Here is an 18,546-nt window from a genome sequence, read left to right on the forward strand (position 1 = left end):
CCCACGATTGGAGACCCGCTATGACCGCGCCCGCGCTCGATTCCCCACCCGCCGATGACACCGGTGTGACCGAGGGCCCGCCGACCGGCTGGCGCGGCCCGATCCTGCCGATCAACGTGCCCTCCGGCGACGGCCGCGAGTTCACGCTGCTCGGCGAGGACGTGCCTGCCCGACCGCTGCCGCTGCCGCTCAATGCGCAGCGCGCCCTCGACGACGCGCACAAGGGATCCGAGGTGGTCGGGCTGATCACCCGCCTGTGGGTCCAAGACGGCGCGGTGTGGGCCGAGGGCACCTTCGATCTGGCCGACCCGACCGCCGCGGACTGGGCGGCGCGGCTCGCGCGCGGGGTCGCGGGCTGGGTGTCGGCGGATCTGTCCGATATCGCCTGGACCGAGGTCCCGATCGATGAGGCCGGTGCCGAGGTGCCCGACGACGTGATGGCCGCGTGGATGACCGAACAGCCCGAACCCGAACCTGGCCAGCCGCCCGCGCCCTGCCCCGTCGCGGGCTGGCTGTATCGGTTCGATCAGTGGAAGGTCATGGGTGCCACGCTCGTATCCAGCCCGGCGTTCGAAGGCGCGCAGATCTCCCCCGCCGACGACGTGGCGGCCCTGACCGCTGCCGCCGCGCCCGATGGCAGCGCACCGGCCGAGGGGGAAACGGCCGGCGCGGACACCGAACCGGATGACGGCGACGACGAGGAAGACGACACCGCGCCCGAGCACACCGGCGCGATGGTCGCGCTGATCCCCGCCGCTGAGGACGCCCAGCGCCTCGCGGTGGCCGGTGGTGACCCGGTCGAGGAACTGCACGTGACCCTCGCCTACCTGGGCCAGGCCGCGGACTGGTCGCCCGAGCAGGCCGACGCGGTGCGCACCGCGATCGCCGACATCGCGCCGACCGGCCCGATGACCGGCGAGGTCTGGGGGTGGGCCCAGTTCAACCCGGATGGAGATCAGCCGTGCGCGGTGTACCTGGTGGGTGCCGACGGGCTCGGCGACTTCCGGCAGGCGGTGCTCGGCGCGCTGCTCGACATCGACGGGCCGATGCCCGCCCAGCACGACCCGTTCGTGCCGCATCTCACGGCTGGTTATGGGCTGCCCGTCGACCAGCTCACCGAGACCGGCGCAGTGCGGTTCGATCGGATCCGGATCGCGTTCGCCGGGCAGAACACCGATATCGCGCTGGAACCGGTGACCGCGGCGCTGACCGCGGCGGCGGTCGTCTACGACCACCGCGACTTCGAGATGCCCGAACCCGATGAGCTGACCGCGCTGACCGTCACCACCGACGGGCGCGTGTTCGGCCACCTCGCCGACAGCGAGGTCTGCCACATCGGATTCACCGACATCTGCGTGACCCCACCGACCAGCGCCAGCGAATACGCCTACTTCCACCAGGGCGAGATCCGCACCGACACAGGCACTCTCGCGGTAGGAAAGATCACCCTCGGCACCGGTCACGCCTCGCTGCACGCGAGCGCGCGGGCCGCGGCCGAGCACTACGACCACACGGGCACCGCGGTCGCGGTGGTCCGCTGCCGCGACGGCGCGGGCGGGCCGTGGCTGTCGGGGCGGATCCTGCCCGGGGTGTCCGAGGATCGGGTCGATGAGCTGCGCCGCAGCGGTGTCTCGGGTGACTGGCGCGGGATCCGGCGTCGCTCCGGCCCGGAAGCCCTCGAGCTGGTCGCGGTGCTGGGTGTGAACGTGCCGGGCTTCCCGGTGCCCAGGACCAGGGCGCTGGCCGCGTCGGGGGTGCGGACCCTGGTCACTGCCGGTGTGCGCCGCCGCCCGCCGCGCGTGCACCGCCCCACCCTCGATGAGCTGCTGCGTGCGCGGCGAGCGGGCCGCGTCGAACGGTTCTTCCGGGCCGAGCGGGCCGCGCTGGCCGCGCGGCGGGTGCTGGTCGCGGCCGGCGCCGACCCGGTCGACGACCACAAGGCCAAGCCGCTGGAGAAGTACTGGACCGAGGGCAAGGGGTTGGCGCGCTGGTCGAGCGACGCCCACCCCTACACCAAGTTGGTCGAGGAACTGACCAAGGAAATCGGCGCTGACGAGATGACCCCCGAGCAGATCAAGGGACTCGCGGCGAACTACTACCACAAGGTCTTCGGCCGGTGGCCCGGCGGTGACCAGGGAAAGGACAACTGATCATGGGTTGCAACTGCGGACCTACCCGGCTGCTGCACCAGGTGGTGCACCCGAACGGGCAAACCATCACCTACGCCAGCGAGGGCGAAGCGCGCGCGGTCGCCGGGCAGGTAGGTGGGACGTACCAGGCGATACAGCGGTGAGCGGCTACTCTAGACGCAGCTAAGCCGCTGGCTCCGGGCCGGGCACCACTTTTGGTTGCCCGCACGGAGGCACGCAGTGAAGATCACTCTCCAGAAGCTCATCGACACCGCCACCGGTGCGGGCGAAGGCCAGACCGGCAAGGATGCCGTGGCCGCCCTGCTCGCCGAAGCCACGGGCGAGGTCGATGTACAGGCTCTGCTCGACGACACCATCAGCAAGTTCGGGGAGCTGCGCGGCGACGACGCCGGCCGCAACTACACCGAAGACGAAGTGGCCGCCCTCGAAGCTCTCACCGAGGTCGCCGAGGGCGTGCGGATCGAACTCGGGCGCCGCGACCAGGCGGTGGCCGACCAGCAGGCGCGCATCGCCGATCTGGCCGCCCGGGTCGCCCCTGCCACCGACACCGCCGACGCTGGTGAGGGCGAGGGCGAAGGCACCGACGACACCGACGCCGGTGAGGGCGAGAGCGAGGGCAGCGGCGGTGACGGCGCGGAAGGTAGCGCCGCCGAGACCACCGAGACCGACAGCGGCACCGGTGAATCCGCCGCGGGCGAGGCCGCGCCCGTGGCCACCGACGCGGCAGCAGCGTCCGCCGCGGAACCGGTGCTGGTCGCCGCCGCGGCACCGCGCCGCCGCCCGGTCCGGCTGGCCGACATTCCCGCGCGCGAGGTGCGCCGCCCGGATCCGACCCCGGCCGGTGTGGTGATCACCGCTGCGGCTGAGGTTCCCGGGTACGCGGCTGGTGCGCCGATGGCGGACCTGGCTGCGGTCGCGCGGGCAGGCACGGCGAAGTTCGACGCGTTCCCCCGCCATATCCAGGAAAACGTCCACATTTCGGCGAACATCGCGAACTTCGCGATCCCGTTCCCTGATGAGCTGAAGGTCACCGGCCGCGCCGATGACGACATGGATGTCATGGACCGCGCGGCGGATCAGTCGCGGCTGCCACAGAAGTCGCTGCTGGCATCGGGTGGCTGGTGCTCGCCGTCCGAACGCCTCTGGGAGCTGTCGCCGATCCTGGCCGACGCCAGCGCCGGCATGATCGACGTTCCGGATGTGCAGTCCGCGCGTGGCGGTCTGACCTGGACCGAGGGCCCGGATTACACCGCGATCTACAGCGGTACCGGGTTCATCCAGACCGAGGCGCAGGCGATCGCGGGCACCGGGTTCACCACCGCGATCGGCGGCACCGTCGCGGGCACCACCAAGCCGATTTTCCGGGTCCCCTGCCCGTCGGTCTGGCAGGAAGGCCGTGCCGAGGCGATCGGGTTCGGTATCAACGGCGGCATCCTGCAGCACAACGCCTACTCCGAGCTGACCGAGGACGTGATCGCGCACTCGCTGATCGCGCACGCCCACCGCGTCAACGCCCGCACGATCACCCGCATGGTGGCCGATGCGGGTGCGGCGGTCACGCTGAGCCTGGGCCCGTCTGCGACCCCGCAGCTGCTCAACAGCATCGGTATCCAGATCGCCGATATTCGATACGCGAATCGCCTCAGCGATAACACCATCCTCGAGGTGGCGCTGCCGCTGTGGGTCAGGGACGTTGTGCGCGCGGATCAGTCGATCCGCACGCACTCCTCGGTCACCGAGGCCTACGAGGTCGAGGACGCGAAGATCGATGCCTGGTTCGCCCGCCGCAACGCGCGCGTCCAGTGGGTCTACGACTGGCAGGACGCGTTCACCGGTGTCTCCGGTGGTTTCGGTGGTGCGTCGCCGATCACCGCCTGGCCCACCACCGTGGACGCGATGGTGTACATCGCGGGCACCTACCTGCGTTCGCGCGGTGAGGTGATCACCATGCAGGCGGTCTACGACACCCAGAACCTGGTGAACAACGATGTGCTGCACCTGTTCACCGAGGAAAAGCTGCTGGTGATCAAGCGCCGGTACAAGCCGCGGCTGGTGCGTATCGCCCTGTCCTCCAACGGGACCACCGCCGCCGGCCAGGTCCTCGACGCCAACGGCAAGATCGTCGTCACCCCGTAACCCGTTGGGCCCGGCCACCGTCCGCGGTGGCCGGGTTCCTGGTCCCCTACCTGATCCAGGAGGTACCCGGTGGCTGTCCCGCCGATCATCGTTGCCGCGCCCGCGGTCAGTCCCGCACGGTTCGGATTGCAGTCGGCGGCCGACCAGGTCGCCGAAAATGGCCGCATCGCATCCGGTATCGCGTGGGAGCCGCTGCCGTGCGGACCCGCGCACACCGACCCCGCCCAGTGCGGGGACACCCCCACCGACCGGGAACTGTCGGACGGGATCGGTCTCGACACCGCCGACCCGATCGTGGTCTACGGCGGATTCACCTGCCACGCAGTCGGAATCAGCGAGCAGCAGATGCGCGACCGCGCGGCCGCCGCCCTGGCGACCGAGTGGGTGGCCGTCGAGAAGACGGTGTGGAGCGAGACCGGGCTGCGGCTGATGAGCAACACCGTCGGCGAGGCAACCGCGGTGCTGTCGGCTACCCCGGTGTCCATCACTCGCGGTGTCGGGCTGCTCGAAGCGTTCCTCGGCGCGAGCTACGGCGGTGTCGGGGTGCTGCATGCCCCGCGCGCGGTGGCCGCGCACGCCGCGACCGCGCAGCTGCTCGGCAGCGAACCCGGCCGCCTCACAACACCTCTCGGGAACCGGTGGGCGTTCGGGTCCGGCTACCCCGGCACCGGCCCCGACGGCACCGGACCCGCCGCGGGCACCACGTGGCTGGTCGTCACCGGCGCGGTCACCTACCGGCGGACCGGGGTCACCTACCGGCCCGACACCATGGCGCAGGCATTCGACCGCGCCGACAACACGATTCGGTCCATGGCCGAACGCACTTATGTCATCGCCTGGGACGACTGCGTGCGCGCAGCCGTTCCGATCACCCTCACCTAGGAGAACCCCCCATGCCCACCATCCTCGCTGTCAACGACAACGCCCAGCAAATCGCGGCCCGACTGCTCGAAGCGGCCGGCGACCAGGGCGACCGCGTCAAGGTTGTCACCGGCGGCAAGTACCTCGGTTTCGAGGTCGACGACGACCTGGCGCGCGCGGCAGGTTTCGTCATCGACGACCAGGCCGACGGCGCCGAGTCGAGTTCTACCCCGGTAGTAAATGCGGGCAGCACCGAAATCCCTGACACGAACACGGATTCGCCCGAGACGACCCCCGCACCGGCGCAGAGCGACGCCAGCGACGGCGAGCTGGTCGTCGACGACGCAGCAGCCGATACCGCGCCGCCGCCGGTCGAGACCGTCGATGATGCCCCGGCCCAGGCGGCACCGGCCAAGCGCGCCACGCGATCGAAGTAGCGTTCGGTGACCGTCATCGCTGACACCATGGTCGACATCGGGCACGGCCCCGATGTCGGCGCGGTGTATTTCCGTGTCCCGGTGCTGCGTGATGCTGCCGCCCACACGCAGATCGTGACGCCGCAGTGGATTTCGGCACCGATCAGCAGTGACGGCACGTTCACCAGCCCGGACCTGGAGCCTGGCCCGGCGCAGGTGCGGATCGGCGGGATTGCCTACGAGATCGTTGTTCCTGTCTCGCCGACCCCGATTCGGTTGTGGCCGTTGATCGATGCGGGTGTCCCCGCTGTGGCCGATCGCGAATTCGTGCGTGACGGTGGTGGCGTGCGTCGGATCCAGGCGCTGCCGCAATCCCAATTCGATGCGATGCCCACCGGGCGCGATGTCGACACCATCTACATCACCTTCCCCGGTTAGGAGCCGATCATGGCGATGACACCGAATTTCTACGGCGGGTTCTTCATGTCCCTCGCCAACAAGGAAGTCGATTTCGACTCCGACGCGATCAAGGCGATGCTGGTCACCTCCGCCTACACCTTCGACAAGGCGCATCGCTACAAGTCGCAGTTGGGCGCGACCGAGATCACCGGCACCGGCTATACCGCCGGCGGGATCACCGTTCCCACACCGGCATTCGCTTTCGACGGCGCGAACTCCCGATTTCAGCTGACCGGCGGCAACCTGTCCTGGCCGGGCGCGACATGGACCAATGCCCGCCAGCTGATCCTCTACGATTCGAGCCCGGCCACCGATGCCACACGGCCCCTGATCGCCCGAATCGATTTCGGTGCGGACACCCCGGTCACCAGCTCAACGTTCCAGGTCACCTGGGACGCACTCGGTATCGCCTACATCACCCTGTAATGGGATTGTCCCGCAACGGTGTCGCACCGCTGAACGTGTTCCTCGGGGACCAGCCCGTCTCGCGGGTGTACCTCGGGGACATCTTGGTGTGGGAGAAGGGCATGCCGGTCCCTGTCTACCTGCCAGCGGCCCGGGCCGTCGCCACTGTTGTAGCGCCATCGCTCGCCGCCGGCCAAAACCTCACGGTCACACCGGCAGTCGCCACCGGCGCACTTCCCGTCCCGGGGTTGGTGGTCGCGGTGACGGTGCCTGCGGCAGTCGCGACAGCGACGGTTCCCGCGCCGGTAGCGAGCAGTAGCGCCACGGTGACCGTGCCCCCGGCAGTCGCGGCCGCCACGGTCCCACCGCCGACCATCGCAATCTTCACCGAGGTACGCGTCCCTGCAGCCGCCGCGGCGGCGGTCGTCGCGGCACCGATGACCGGTGTCGGTGTCACCGTCCCGGCTGCGGTCGCGGTCGCGGTGGCCGCGGCTCCGACGACGGCGGTTCGTGTGCAAGCCGCCGCGGCCACAGCCTCAGCGGTAGTGCCGGCCCCGGTCGTGCTGGCAGACAGGACGATTGCCGCCGTTCCAGCTGTGGCGACAGCGACCGTGCCAGCCCCGACGATCAAGATCTTCCCGCGCGACGACTTCAACCGAGCCGACGCGGCCACGCTGGGGTCTGACTGGCGCGTCGACATCAATGCTCAGCCCCGCATCGCGACGAACCGGGCAGAGATGAAAGCGATGGGGTTCAACGACGCCGAGGCCGGTAACTGGGTGTCCTACCAGGCCGGGGCGAATTCCGGTCGGTTCGCGGGCGACAACTACAGCGTGCGTGCACAACTCATCGCCCCGACCACCACGCTGGCCACCGACAACGTCATGGGCGTGATCCTGGCGGTCGCCGACACATTCGGGTCCGGGGTCATGTGCATGTTCGTGGGCAGCACCGGCAACGGGTGCGCGATCGTCACCCAGTCCGGCAGTCCCCCCACCTCCGGTATCGCCAACGGCGGGCAGACAGGTCAAACCCTGCGTGTCACCACGGGAACGGGTCTGGCCGCCACCGACCTGATCGAGTTCCAGCGCGTCGGCAACGTCTTCACCGCCTACCGAAACGGCACGTCATTCCTGACATGGACCGACACCGGCGCGGTCGTATCCAGCGGCGCTACGAATCGACGGTGGGGCTTCGTTGTCGAGGGCAACAACAAGTTCGCCGGTGACTACCGGTCCATCGCGATCGACTGGATCGAAGCCCGTGATCTGTGACCGGCGACCGACCCGACACCCGACCGCGGTTCGACGCCGCGAGGGTCACGGCTGTCGGGACTATCCTGCTAACAGACGTGCTGCTGGCTGCGGGCCGGGCCACCGATTCACTATCGGCTGGAGAACCCGATGACCACCACTTGCTGGAACCCGGTCCGCGCCAGGACAAGCCGTCTCACCAAGGTGTCCCCGTGCGGCGAAGCCGTCGCGGGCGCCAAGAACTCGCTGGCCTTCGACGGTTTCGTGACCGTCGAGTTCGGTCCCGAATACGAGGACGGCCAGGAGTCGAGCCAGAAGAAAGCCAACGGCGAGCTGGCCTGGATCACCAAGGATGACGACCAGCTCAAGTGGGTCACGGTCGCCATTGAGTTCACGGGCGTGAACCCGGATGCGGTCAACCTGATCCTGGGACAGCCGACCGTGCTCGACCACCTCGGCAACGCCGTGGGTTTCCGGCTCGGCCAGGTGGTGCCGACCGATTGGGCGATCGAGACCTGGACCGATATCCCCGGCGTGGCCTGCGCCGCGGGCAAGCCGTATGGGTACTTCCTCGCGCCGTGGCTGCACGGCGGCAAGCTCACCTCGTGGACGCTGGAGAACGGCGGCGCGAAATTCAAGATTGAAGGCGCACGCACGCAGGCCGGGTCGCTGTGGGGCAAAGGCCCCTACGACGTCGACCTGAATGCCGGTGCGACCGAGGCGGATCCGCCGGTGGCAGGCAAGCTGCTCACCCCGATCGGTGCCACCCAACATGTCGACATGCACATCACCTTTGTGGCACCGCCGCAGGCTGCGTGCGCGGCGACGGCGCTGATTCTCGCCTGATGCCTGCATGCGGATGGCAGATCACGCAGTGGCCGGCCGCCTACGACTCGGCTGATGCCGGGGCGAAGGCGGCGGCCGAAGCCCTGGCAGCGTCCACCCTGTGGGCGCTGTCGGGGCGCGTGTTCGGGGTGTGCGAGGACACCATCAGCCCAGTAGTGGAGCCCGACCGGCCCTCGACCTACGACGGTCCGGGCGGGCCCCTGTCGCGGGTCACCGGGGTGCGGGCGGGCATGGCGTGCGGGTGCGGGACCGGCTGCCGCTGCAAGGGATCCCGGGAGCGGGTCGCGCTGCCGGGCCCGGTGCAGTCGATCACCGAGGTCCGCGTCGACGGCCAGCTGGTCGACGCCGATACCTACGTGGTGCACAACCGGCGCTGGCTGGTCCGCATCGACGGCGAGTTGTGGCCGCTGCACGCACGGCCCGACCAGTTCACGGTGAAATACATGCGGGGGCTGGCGATCCCGGACACGGCGCTGATCGTGCTCGTCGATCTGGCGGTCGAGTTCCTGAAAGCGCGCACCGGCAACGGGAAGTGCTCGATCCCCGCGCGCGCCCAGCAGATCACCCGCCAGGGCGTCGACATCCAATTGATCGACCCCGCAACACTGTTCGACAACGGGCTGACCGGGGTCGAGACAGTGGATCGGTGGCTGGCCGCAGTGAACCCGGGCGGGCGGCGCGCACCGTCGCGGGTCTACTCCCCCGACCGCCGCGATCCGATCCGGGTGCGCTGATGGACACCGGCGTGTACCAGGTGGCGCACACCCTGATCGGCGCGCTCACCGCGGCGCTGGCCTCGACACGTGCAGGGGCACCGTGCATTTCGGTGGTGCACCCGGGCACGATGACCCCCGATTACGGGTGGTGCAAGAGCGATGACGGGGAGGGAATGGCCTGGACGCGGGTCGTGTCCATCACCCCGGTGCTGCACTTCCCCACCCCGGTCGCGCACCCGGTGCCGGCGGGCAACGTCGCCCAGCTGGCCGCGGTGATCGAGCTCGGCGTGGACCGCTGCTATTGGACGACCGAGGACAATTCGATGCCCGAGATAGCGATCCTCGACAGCATGGCGCGCGACGTCCTCGACGACGCCGCGGCCATGCTGCGCGCGGTGCAATGCTGCGGCCTCGGCGCGGATACGGTGCTCGGGCCGTGGGTGCCGCGCGGTCCGCAGGGCGGAATCCACGGCGGCACAATGACGGTCACCGTTCGGGTCGACACCTGTGACTGCACGGGCACGATGCCACCGCTCGACCAGCTGGTGCCGAAACTGCCCGGCGACCCGCGCAGCTAGGTAGCCGTGCCAGATCACGGCCGGCGATCCGCCGCTCTGTCTGCGGCGGATTACCCCCGCCCTCTTCCATCACGTCCTCGATCGTCGCGGTTGCGGGCCTGAGCATCTCGATCCCGGACCTGCTGGTGCGTGCGTTCGTGTGCCTCCCGCTCGGTGCGGCCGCGCTCCTGCGCTGCCCGAGCCTCACGGGCCTGACGAGCTGCCACCTCCGAAGGCGTTTCCCCTGAGCGCGCTAGGGTCTGGATGATGTCGTCGGGCGCGCCAGGCATCATCTTCCGTAGCTCACGCTCTCGATCCTTGAACTCGTGTTGCCGAGCATCGCGAACACGTTCGCGTTCGCGTTCGGCCTCGCGTCGTGCCAGTGATGCCGCGACGGCCTCCTGAGTCTTCAACTTCTCCCGCACCCGATCAGCACGCTCTTTTTCGCGCTGTTGCTTCCGCAGTTGCTCGACATTGTGCAGTTCGAGTTGATCGCCTTTGAGGTGACCTTTGTTGTAGTCGCGGCCGATTCTGTCCGCTTGCCTGGCGCGTTCCCGGCTGACGCGTTCGAGATTGAACCTGGGGCCGTAGACCTCCCGCATCCGCTCGAGCTGCCGTTCGACTATCGGATCGATGCGAGTGTGCTCGCGAATGACATAGTTCTGCTTGAACTCCCGATCCCGGTCCAGACATTCCCGTATCTTCGCCAGTTGCATCAGTTCGTCGGCACGGATTCTCTCCCTGTTCTTGTACTCGGTAGCCTCGCGAACTCGCCCCCTTTCGTCACTCAGGGAGGTGTCGTGCCGCCGCCCGCCAAGAGAGGTTTCCGTGGTCTTCTCGTGCTCCCAGCCGTTCTCGGGTGTCTCGCCCCTGAGTTGGGCCATGCCCTCGTGGAAGTTCCGGCCCTTTTCATTGCTCTTGCGAGCTCGTTCGGTTCGGCGCTCGGCTTCCCTCCTGTCCCGGCGCGCCGCTTCGGCTGCGAGGTGCTCCCGCTGCCGACGTTCCCGCTCTTTGCGGTCGTTCTCGTCGGCGCTCACGACGCACCGGCTTACTGCGCGTCGTGTTGCCGATTCGCTTGGTCGAACTCGTCTGGTATCCCCATCGCTCGCTTGTGATCGACATCGCGGCGATAGATCAGGTCGGCGATCAACTGTGAGTCCGTGTCATCGGACTCCACGGCCTGATAGATCAAGTCGGTGAGATCGTCCCCGGCAGAGTAGGCCCACTCGAGGGTGTTGCCCCATCGGTACCCCACGGTCGGGGTGAACTTCATTTCGAACAGCGTGGAGTAATTGCCTGCGGCGCTGTACCCCGCGAACCACTCACCACCGGCCAAGCAGCACAACGCCTCACCGAAGTAGGTCACGAACTGGCCGGCCGCCTGGGCGTTGTCCGGCGCTTCGAGCGCATCGACATCGCGGAAAATCTCCTCGAAGACTTCCGCGCACAACCAATCGATCATGTCGTGGCTGTACCGCTCCACGTCGGGCGGCTTCTCGTCCGTCCAGGTGGGCACGGTCTCGGCGAACAGCGCTTCGACGCGGGCAGCGATCTGGTCCGGTTGCTTCCAGTCGATCCACGCTGGGTTCTGTTGGGCGGCTTCGTCGAAACTGCCGGGGCTCAGTTCGTGGTCGTCACTCATCTTGGGGGTCCCTCGATAGGGTCGGCGCGGCGATACTACCGCGATTGAGATGTGCTCCGCCGGATCTGGCGGTCTGCTGGCCCGCAGGGCGAGCCGGGTGGTCCGGCCTCCTTTCGAATCGCCGTGCTCGACATCGACGACCGCGAGCGGCTCAACGTCGATGACCTCACCTATGAATCCGGCCGCCTCGAGCGCAGCCAGGTCATGGCTCGCGACCTCGAGCAGGTCGGCGGCGGTGATCGGCGGCCCGATCCACCCGTCGTGCCCGACCGGGGCCCACGACCCGTCGAGGTACTGCAGCCACCCGGCCGGCCGATCCCCATTCAGCAGTGCGAGAACGCCTTCGACAGACATCGCATGGCCTAGCTCGTCGCGCTCCGGATTCGATGCCGGGTGTTCCCCGGCGATACCGTGATCACGGTCGCCACCGCGAGCACCTCGGCGGGAATCTCATGGTCATCGAAGTGGGCGGCGCTCGGCACGATGACGGCGTCCACTCCGAGACGCGTGATCGCCACGCGCAGGCGGTGCGCTCGGTCCTTGGTGCGCTCGCTGAACACGATGGTCCGGCTCAGGTCATAGCCGGTTCGCTTTGCGGCCCGGCGGATCTTCAACTCGTCCTGAGGCTGGCTCAGCCCCGATACGTCGCTCCGCAGGAAACCTACAGCCGAAGGCAGCAGACCCATGATCACCACCCCCGGCTGACTGGAACGTAGGTGCGTGCCCCCTCGGCCGCCAGGCGCGCCCGGATCTTGTCGACGGTCAGCTGCGACGTATCTCGTTGCGAGCCTTGAACAATTCGGCCGACGATTGCGCCGACGAACAGCGCCAGCGAGGTCAGAGTGAGAGCGAGAATGAATGCCATGTCCGGTGCCTCCGGCTGATGGGTTGCCCTGTTGCCCCTGCTATTCGGTGAACAGGCCGCGCCGCCGGGGAGCTTGGGCGATGGCTTCCAGCCCGGCGGCGTAGCCCTGAAATTCAAAGTAGATCTGCGGGGACGCGGTGACCCCAGTTACGGTGTTCACAAAGCGTTCACAGTCCTCGGGCGAGGGATTCGATGGAACTTGGTGCATTGCTGCGTGGGGCCCGCGAAGCTGCAGGTTTCAGCCTTCGCGAAATGGCGCTGCGCACCAATTACACGGTCGCCTACCTGAGCATGATCGAGAACGGGAAGCGCGCCGCGCTACCCGACATCGTGTCGGCCTACGAGCGCGAAATCGGTGCTGCCGTCACGGATTCCGACAGCGCTGACGGGCAGCTCGCGGCGTTGGAATGGGCCAACCGCGTCTCCACCTCCGACATCAGCGGCGACGCCCTCGACCGCCTCGAGCTGGCAGTCGACGACCTCGCGGCGGGGTACACCACCTCGAAGCCCGACCACCTGCTCGCCGAAGTACAGCGCCACCTGACCTATGCCCGCCTCATGCTGGACGGCAAGACCACACTCACCGAGCATCGGCGCCTACTCGTCGCCGTGGGCTGGCTGTCATTGCTCGCCGGAACATGTCACGTCGACCTGGGCGAATTGAAGGCCGCGCATGCCCGGATTTCGGTGGCGGACAGCATCTCCGAGGAGTCCGAGCATCCTGTCATTTCGGCATGGTGCCTCGAAACCCGAGCATGGCAGCGGTTGATCGACGGCGACTTCGCCCGGGCTGTTGAACTGTCGCGCGCCGCGCAGGATCGCGCGCCCCGCCACTCGTCGGTATACATCCAGGCCACCGCCCAGGAGGGCCGCGCGCTCGCCCGCCTCGGCGATACCGCCGGCACTCACAGCACACTACGGCGAGTCGCTCGCCTGGTCTCGACAATGGAAGCGCCCGAACGGCCAGAACACCACTTTCAATACGACCCGGCCAAGTCCGATGCCTATGTCGCCACCACGCTGGCGTGGCTCGGCGACCCCGCCGCCGAGTCCTACGCCCGCCATGTCCTCGCCGACCAACTTGCGGCTGAGAATCCGCGGCCGCGCCGGATCGCAACCGCTCGGATCGATCTCGGGCTGGCCCTCGTCGCGGCGGACAAACCGGATGAGGCCGCGAGCGTCGCCATCGAGGCAGTCACCTCAGGGCGGCTCGTCCCATCGAACATCTGGCGCGTCACCGAGGTCGTCAAGGAAATCGAGCAGAGCGACGCCCCCGATGCTGCCATCGTGCGCGAAGCAATCCGTGACATGTACCCGAAGGAATTCGTCCGGGCCGCGGATCAGTAATGATCGCCTAGATCGAGCACACCTGCGTGCGGGGGTCAGCGGCGCCGCCCGGCCACGCCACCGGTCGGGTTGACCCCGTCGCGGCGGCGGCCTGCCACGCTGTGGGTCTTGGCGCCCGCGGCGACATCGGGCAGCAGATCCGACGCCAAATGCACTGCGGCGTCGAGCGCGCCGGGCGACCACGTGGATCCGGGTTCCCAGTCGACCCACTCGCTGATCAGTCCCTGCAGCGAGGGGTGTGTGCCGAATCCGATGCGGCCGGTGATGACTGCCTGGGCGACCGGTTCGGCGCGCAGCATCTTGTTACGGCGCGAGTGCACGCTGCGCACGTACGGGCACAGCGCACCGCGAGGAATATCGCCGTCGCGCTGCAGCGCATCCCACGCTTGGGTGATCAACGTGCGCGCCATATCGCCGCCGTAGTTGGATTCGAACACGATCCGGTCCGCGCCGATCTCATGGGCGAGCAAGCATGTCTGCACCGGCCACTCGGCCGAGGACATGCGGGCAGTCCTGTTGTGGGTCCACCAGAATCGGCCGCTGTCGTCGAGGTGCCCGCCGATGATGCCGGCGGTGTCGCGGCCACCACCGGACGGGTCGACCCCGACCCCGACGCGGGCAGGCGGGCCGGGCTGGGCGCGGCGGTCATCGATCAGCTGCTCGGTCAGCAGCGCGCCCTCGGCGGTGATCGGCAGCCCGAGCGACAGCGATGCCCAGTCGCGGGCGGTCATCGATTTACGCAGCCGCGCCCAGTGTTTGGCTTGTGCCTCGACATCGTCGGCGGGGATCTTCGGATGCTGCAGCGGCGCACCGGGTTCGCGGCCGAGCGGGTCGGGGTAGATACCGCGGGCGGGGTCGGGGGCCAGGGCGATGGCGGGCAGGTGTAGCACCCGCCACTCGCCGCCTTCCTCTTGACGCCCTTCGCGTTTGAGCAGGCGCCCGGCCAGGTCGTCGGGGTGCCAGCGGTGCATGACCAGCACCTCACGGCATTCCGGGGCGCGACGCGACGCGAATGCCGATGAGTACCAGTTCCATACGACTTCGCGAATGGTGGGGCTGTCGGCGGCGGCGCGGTCGGCGAACGGGTCATCAATGATGCCCAAGTCCATCGGTTGGCCGACCAGACCGGAGCGGACACCGCGCCCGCGGTAGCCGCCGCCGGTGGTCAGGGTCCAGTCCGATCGGGTGGCTTCGTCACCGCGTAGCCGCAGCCCGTACTCGCGCCCGAACTCCAGGATCAGATCCCGGCAGGCCGCGGAGTGGCCTGCGGCCAGGTGCTTGGCGTAGCTGCCGAGAATGATGCGGTCCGAAGGCTTTTGGGTGAGCCACCAGAACGGGAACCAGCGGCTGACCCGGGTGGACTTGCCCACCTGGCTGGGCGTGAAAATCATCAGCTTCGCGTTGGGTGTGTCACGCATCCACACCAGTTCGCGGTCGATGCGGTCGAGGTAGTCACGCCGGGCGGTGCCGGGCTGATGTTTGGCGGCGAGCATGCCGGGGGTGTCGCTGGTGTCGAGGGGCATGCCCATCCGTGCGCACGCCTCGCGCAGCCGGTCACGCAAATGCTGCTTGTCGCGGGCGGGCAGGGACCGCCAGCCGTCATCCTCGAGAACGCTGGTCACCTCGCCTATTCTCCCGCCCATGTATGTCGCGTCATGCTTGCCGCTCCAACCCACCTTTGCTGTCGTAAATTACTCACACCATGCAGCAACCCAGACACCCGCTCGCGGCACTGATCGATCGGGCAGAAGACTCCAATGGATGGTCAGATGCTGATGTCACCCGGCGAGCAACCGCCGCGGGCCATCGGCTGAGCAAGTCCAACCTGTCGAGAATCCGCAACACCGAGGTTGTTTCGATCACCGGGTCAACCATCCGTGCTTTGGCTGCTGGCCTCGAGGTTCCGGAGTCCGAGGTCGTGCGCGCGGCGTTAGCGAGCATGCAGATCGATATCCCCGAATTGGGCGAGGTGGACCTGGAGGCCGCAATCAAGCGCGAGTCCGCGATCTCTGCGCGAGACAAGGGCATGCTGCTCGACTTAACCCGGGCTATGCGGACGCTGGACACGTTCTAGCCGATCGACCCCGCACCAGCGGCAACTGCTCACGCTGGCGAACGAAAGAGGCCGGTCACGCGTCCAGCGTGACCGGCCTTCTCAGGGGGCAGATCCCAGTTGCGACACCAGACCCATCCCACAACGCCCATTGGCGACCCCCAGCGTCGTCGAGCCTGGCGGAGAAGTCAATTTGCGCAAGGGCACGTCGATCGTGCCTCACCCTTCACCCGAGGCTGCGGCCGTGGGCCTGTGCATCAGGGCCGACCCGTGGCCTCTTGTCTGCCCCTGACGATGCGGGGAGGTCGGTCTGCATGCGGCAGGTTGGCCGTCCAGTGCGTGGCCTGCGCCGCCTCGATGGCGTTACGGAGCTGCTCATCAGTGTGTTCCTCGGGCTTATCGACACATCCCAGCTCGAGTGCTCGGAGGATCAGTTCATCGCGTCTGTTCACGGGTTTGATCCTGCCCCATCGGCAGCCGACACGGGGCGGTAGCGGACTCGCCAGCGGGTGATCGACCCCTGATACGGCGCAAGCCCCGGGCCCTGTCATCCGGCAGGAACTCCCGAGGCTTACTTCCGGACCTCACCGCGATGGATCCAGCTACGCCAATCAATGCACCCCAGCTGGGACGTGACACATGGTCAGCTCCTCGGTGGCCAGTTCCAGCGGCCCGGCCCATCGCCTTCGGATCGCGAGGTCGCCCAGTACTCGTCGGTGCCGTCGAGCTGCACCTTGAGATTCACCAAGTCGCCCCGGGCGCGCACGATGAGGGCCGGGTAGACCTCGCCCGCGCGGGTCGGGTTGCCGTAGTGGGCGACGTATCCGGTGTCGGCGTAGCCCTCGGTTCGGCGGTGCCTGACGAAGTCGCCGCGGCGCTTGTTGATGGCCTCCGCGTCGGACTCATTGAGGGTGTAGTGGACGATGCGCCCAATGGTCGGCTGCATCAGAACAGTTCCTTGATCACTGCGATGATGACGTCTTTCCAGTCCACAGCGTGCAGCGCAGCGGAACCGGCGTTCAGAAGGATGGTGCCCATGATTGTCTCCTCTGGTAGGGGTGAACCTTCCGGCACGCGCCCATCGCGTGCACAGAGTCGGTGGCTGTAGGCGAGATGGTGGCGGTCGTGCAGTCCGACCAAGGCAGCTCAGACTCACCATGACCGCTCACCTGCCGGGCTGGCGGGGTCGCCGTTGGGTGGCCATGCCACATCCAGCTCCCACTCGCTGGCGCCGACGGGCCTGTGGTCTTTGACGATGCCGATGTGCACTTCGCCGGTGCCGTCGACCACGCCCACCCGGTCGCCGGGTTCTAGGAATGGCCAGTTGCGATAGGCATAGGGGGCATCGCCTATCACCTGCTCCCAGTCCGGCGCAGGGGTGCGCGACCAGGCGAGGGCACGGAACGTAACCTGTTCAGCGCGGCGCGGGCCTTCGCTCGACGGGGTCAGGCCGTTCGATGGCGGACCGTAGCACCAGCCGGGCCCGGTGGGGTCGGGATCGCCGGGCAGCCACCGGGCGATGGTCTGGCTGGTGTAGGCGCTATCACCCCACGGCAGGGCGAGCCGGCGCGACGATTCGCCGGCGGGCAGCTGCGGGCGCGACGCGACGTAGTGCGATGGCCGCTCACTCTCCCAGCCCGCCATCATGTACGGGTTCGACCACGCAGGTCTCACTTGCAAGTCGGTCGCGTGGAACCCTGCCTCATCCCGTAGCAGATAGCGCGTCTCGACATCACCGCGCACGACGATGAGATACCGCCCCTCCCGGGTCCACTCCGCACGCACGCCATCGCCTGCTTCTACCCGAGCTTCGGGTGCGCTGTACTTGCGTCCGTCGGGTTCGACGATCACGCACGATCCCGCGGTGAGCATCATCGTGACGAACCCGCGCGGTTCGCTGCTCTTCACGAAGGCGGGCGGCAGCAGTTCCTCGGCCGAGGCGAACTGGGCACAATTACAGTCCGGTGCACCGCTGGCGCTGGCGTTGTCGACCCAGCACCCCGGGCCGTGCACCTCGGCCCGGTGCCCGCAGCGGCATACCCGCATGTCGTCGAGCAGCGGTGAGAGGAACTCCATGCACTGCGCGGTGCAGTCGTCTGGTCCTTCATCGCAGCCCCCGCGCCCGCGGAAGTGCCAGTCGCGACGGTGCCCGCAGGTGAGGCAGCACGCCGAGTCGCGGATCTGCTCGCCTGGCACGCGCAGGTCGCGCACCATGTACGGGTCGCCGTCGGCGATCTCGAATTCGTAATCGCTCATAGCCACGGCCGCTGCACCGTACATAGTCCCGGCCGCTGCACCGGCAGGCTGTCCAGCGTGAAGCTGCTGCCGCCGCCCCACCACCCCGGATCGTGGGATACATCGTTGGGCAGGAACGGGTTCGGCCAGACATACATGGCGGGCAGCAGCTCGGGGTTGGGGTTGGCTGCCCACGCGCACCAGGCGCATCCGTCGCCGGGGCAGACCTGCCAGCCTGGCCTGTCTTTGGCTGGGTGCATGTTGCCGCGCAGGTTGAATTCCCCATCCCACAGGCGCACGCGGACACCGGCGGCGAGGGTGCCGAGGGCGTGGGCCAGGGTCCACTGCTCGGCCGGTGTGAGCATCGGCAGCACCGCCGCGCGCATGGGCGGCGCGATCCAGTCGGGCAGCTGGGGGGCCGGCCGTTTCGGCTGCGCGTTGGCGACTGTCGGCCAGAGCGGTTCATCGGGCGGCAGCATGGGCGACGGCATCCAGTCGGGCAGTCGCGGGGCCAGCCGTAGCGATTCATCGGGCAGCAGCCAGGGCGGGAACACGCGGGCCACGTGTTCGCGCAGCAGCCGTGTGCGGGCAGTCATTTCCCGGCC

The 18,546-nt window shown here is 68.2% G+C and carries 20 protein-coding genes; 12 read left to right on the top strand and 8 right to left on the bottom strand.

What is annotated here, in order from left to right; all coding sequences use genetic code 11:
* The first annotated feature begins 20 nt into the window (after positions 1 to 20).
* The 10 genes from ACWEKS_RS34160 (at position 21) to ACWEKS_RS34205 (ending at position 9,820) form a co-directional block, all read left to right on the top strand.
* Positions 21 to 2,150 carry a 2'-5' RNA ligase family protein gene (locus tag ACWEKS_RS34160; RefSeq protein WP_452343927.1) on the top strand — a complete coding sequence of 710 codons (2,130 nt, stop codon included), beginning with the start codon at positions 21 to 23 and terminating at the stop codon, positions 2,148 to 2,150.
* A 219-nt stretch (positions 2,151 to 2,369) separates the two neighbouring features.
* On the top strand, positions 2,370 to 4,286 hold the full coding sequence (locus tag ACWEKS_RS34165; protein WP_452343928.1) for a major capsid protein: 1,917 nt from the start codon (positions 2,370 to 2,372) through the stop codon (positions 4,284 to 4,286).
* A 69-nt stretch (positions 4,287 to 4,355) separates the two neighbouring features.
* Complete coding sequence (locus ACWEKS_RS34170; protein ID WP_452343929.1) at positions 4,356 to 5,168, top strand: hypothetical protein; 813 nt, start codon at positions 4,356 to 4,358, stop codon at positions 5,166 to 5,168.
* An 11-nt stretch (positions 5,169 to 5,179) separates the two neighbouring features.
* Positions 5,180 to 5,584 carry a hypothetical protein gene (locus ACWEKS_RS34175; protein ID WP_452343930.1) on the top strand — a complete coding sequence of 135 codons (405 nt, stop codon included), beginning with the start codon at positions 5,180 to 5,182 and terminating at the stop codon, positions 5,582 to 5,584.
* Between the two features lie 6 nt (positions 5,585 to 5,590).
* Entirely contained in the window at positions 5,591 to 6,001 is a 411-nt protein-coding gene (locus ACWEKS_RS34180; protein WP_452343931.1) for a hypothetical protein, read from the top strand.
* A gap of 9 nt (positions 6,002 to 6,010) precedes the next feature.
* Positions 6,011 to 6,448 carry a hypothetical protein gene (locus ACWEKS_RS34185; protein ID WP_452343932.1) on the top strand — a complete coding sequence of 146 codons (438 nt, stop codon included), beginning with the start codon at positions 6,011 to 6,013 and terminating at the stop codon, positions 6,446 to 6,448.
* Positions 6,448 to 7,701, top strand: a complete 1,254-nt coding sequence (locus ACWEKS_RS34190) for a DUF7257 domain-containing protein (protein ID WP_452343933.1) — start codon at positions 6,448 to 6,450, stop codon at positions 7,699 to 7,701. Before ACWEKS_RS34185 ends, ACWEKS_RS34190 begins: the two co-directional genes overlap by 1 nt.
* A gap of 243 nt (positions 7,702 to 7,944) precedes the next feature.
* Positions 7,945 to 8,526, top strand: a complete 582-nt coding sequence (locus ACWEKS_RS34195; RefSeq protein ID WP_452343934.1) for a hypothetical protein — start codon at positions 7,945 to 7,947, stop codon at positions 8,524 to 8,526.
* Complete coding sequence (locus ACWEKS_RS34200; RefSeq protein WP_452343935.1) at positions 8,526 to 9,260, top strand: hypothetical protein; 735 nt, start codon at positions 8,526 to 8,528, stop codon at positions 9,258 to 9,260. The genes ACWEKS_RS34195 and ACWEKS_RS34200 overlap by 1 nt, the downstream gene beginning before the upstream one ends.
* A complete protein-coding gene (locus ACWEKS_RS34205) occupies positions 9,260 to 9,820 on the top strand; it encodes a hypothetical protein (RefSeq protein WP_452343936.1) in 561 nt (186 codons plus the stop codon). The genes ACWEKS_RS34200 and ACWEKS_RS34205 overlap by 1 nt, the downstream gene beginning before the upstream one ends.
* A 50-nt stretch (positions 9,821 to 9,870) precedes the next feature.
* Here ACWEKS_RS34205 and ACWEKS_RS34210 read toward each other — a convergent pair whose 3' ends face one another.
* Genes ACWEKS_RS34210 through ACWEKS_RS34225 form a run of 4 tightly spaced genes read right to left on the bottom strand, consistent with a single transcriptional unit; the run spans position 9,871 to position 12,306 of the window.
* Positions 9,871 to 10,836, bottom strand: a complete 966-nt coding sequence (locus ACWEKS_RS34210) for a hypothetical protein (RefSeq protein WP_452343937.1) — start codon at positions 10,834 to 10,836, stop codon at positions 9,871 to 9,873.
* A gap of 11 nt (positions 10,837 to 10,847) precedes the next feature.
* Positions 10,848 to 11,795 carry a hypothetical protein gene (locus tag ACWEKS_RS34215; protein WP_452343938.1) on the bottom strand — a complete coding sequence of 316 codons (948 nt, stop codon included), beginning with the start codon at positions 11,793 to 11,795 and terminating at the stop codon, positions 10,848 to 10,850.
* Positions 11,796 to 11,803: 8 nt separating this feature from the next.
* Positions 11,804 to 12,127, bottom strand: coding sequence for a hypothetical protein (locus ACWEKS_RS34220; protein WP_452343939.1), 324 nt, complete (start codon positions 12,125 to 12,127; stop codon positions 11,804 to 11,806).
* Between the two features lie 2 nt (positions 12,128 to 12,129).
* Positions 12,130 to 12,306: a hypothetical protein gene (locus tag ACWEKS_RS34225; protein ID WP_452343940.1), complete on the bottom strand. Its 177-nt coding sequence runs from the start codon at positions 12,304 to 12,306 to the stop codon at positions 12,130 to 12,132.
* 192 nt (positions 12,307 to 12,498) lie between these two features.
* Between ACWEKS_RS34225 and ACWEKS_RS34230 the strand changes: the two genes are divergently transcribed.
* Positions 12,499 to 13,653 carry a helix-turn-helix domain-containing protein gene (locus tag ACWEKS_RS34230; protein ID WP_452343941.1) on the top strand — a complete coding sequence of 385 codons (1,155 nt, stop codon included), beginning with the start codon at positions 12,499 to 12,501 and terminating at the stop codon, positions 13,651 to 13,653.
* Between the two features lie 35 nt (positions 13,654 to 13,688).
* Here the strand turns inward: ACWEKS_RS34230 and ACWEKS_RS34235 are convergent, their stop codons facing one another.
* A complete protein-coding gene (locus tag ACWEKS_RS34235; protein WP_452343942.1) occupies positions 13,689 to 15,275 on the bottom strand; it encodes a terminase large subunit domain-containing protein in 1,587 nt (528 codons plus the stop codon).
* Between the two features lie 80 nt (positions 15,276 to 15,355).
* Here ACWEKS_RS34235 and ACWEKS_RS34240 point away from each other — a divergent pair, with 80 nt between their 5' ends.
* On the top strand, positions 15,356 to 15,727 hold the full coding sequence (locus tag ACWEKS_RS34240; RefSeq protein ID WP_452343943.1) for a hypothetical protein: 372 nt from the start codon (positions 15,356 to 15,358) through the stop codon (positions 15,725 to 15,727).
* Between the two features lie 622 nt (positions 15,728 to 16,349).
* Here ACWEKS_RS34240 and ACWEKS_RS34245 read toward each other — a convergent pair.
* From ACWEKS_RS34245 to ACWEKS_RS34255, 3 genes are all read right to left on the bottom strand, one after another.
* Positions 16,350 to 16,652, bottom strand: coding sequence for a hypothetical protein (locus tag ACWEKS_RS34245; protein WP_452343944.1), 303 nt, complete (start codon positions 16,650 to 16,652; stop codon positions 16,350 to 16,352).
* A 206-nt stretch (positions 16,653 to 16,858) separates the two neighbouring features.
* Complete coding sequence (locus ACWEKS_RS34250; protein WP_452343945.1) at positions 16,859 to 17,962, bottom strand: hypothetical protein; 1,104 nt, start codon at positions 17,960 to 17,962, stop codon at positions 16,859 to 16,861.
* Positions 17,959 to 18,537, bottom strand: coding sequence for a hypothetical protein (locus ACWEKS_RS34255; RefSeq protein ID WP_452343946.1), 579 nt, complete (start codon positions 18,535 to 18,537; stop codon positions 17,959 to 17,961). Before ACWEKS_RS34255 ends, ACWEKS_RS34250 begins: the two co-directional genes overlap by 4 nt.
* Positions 18,538 to 18,546: the final 9 nt, after the last annotated feature.

Source organism: Nocardia sp. NPDC004711 (assembly GCF_053601595.1).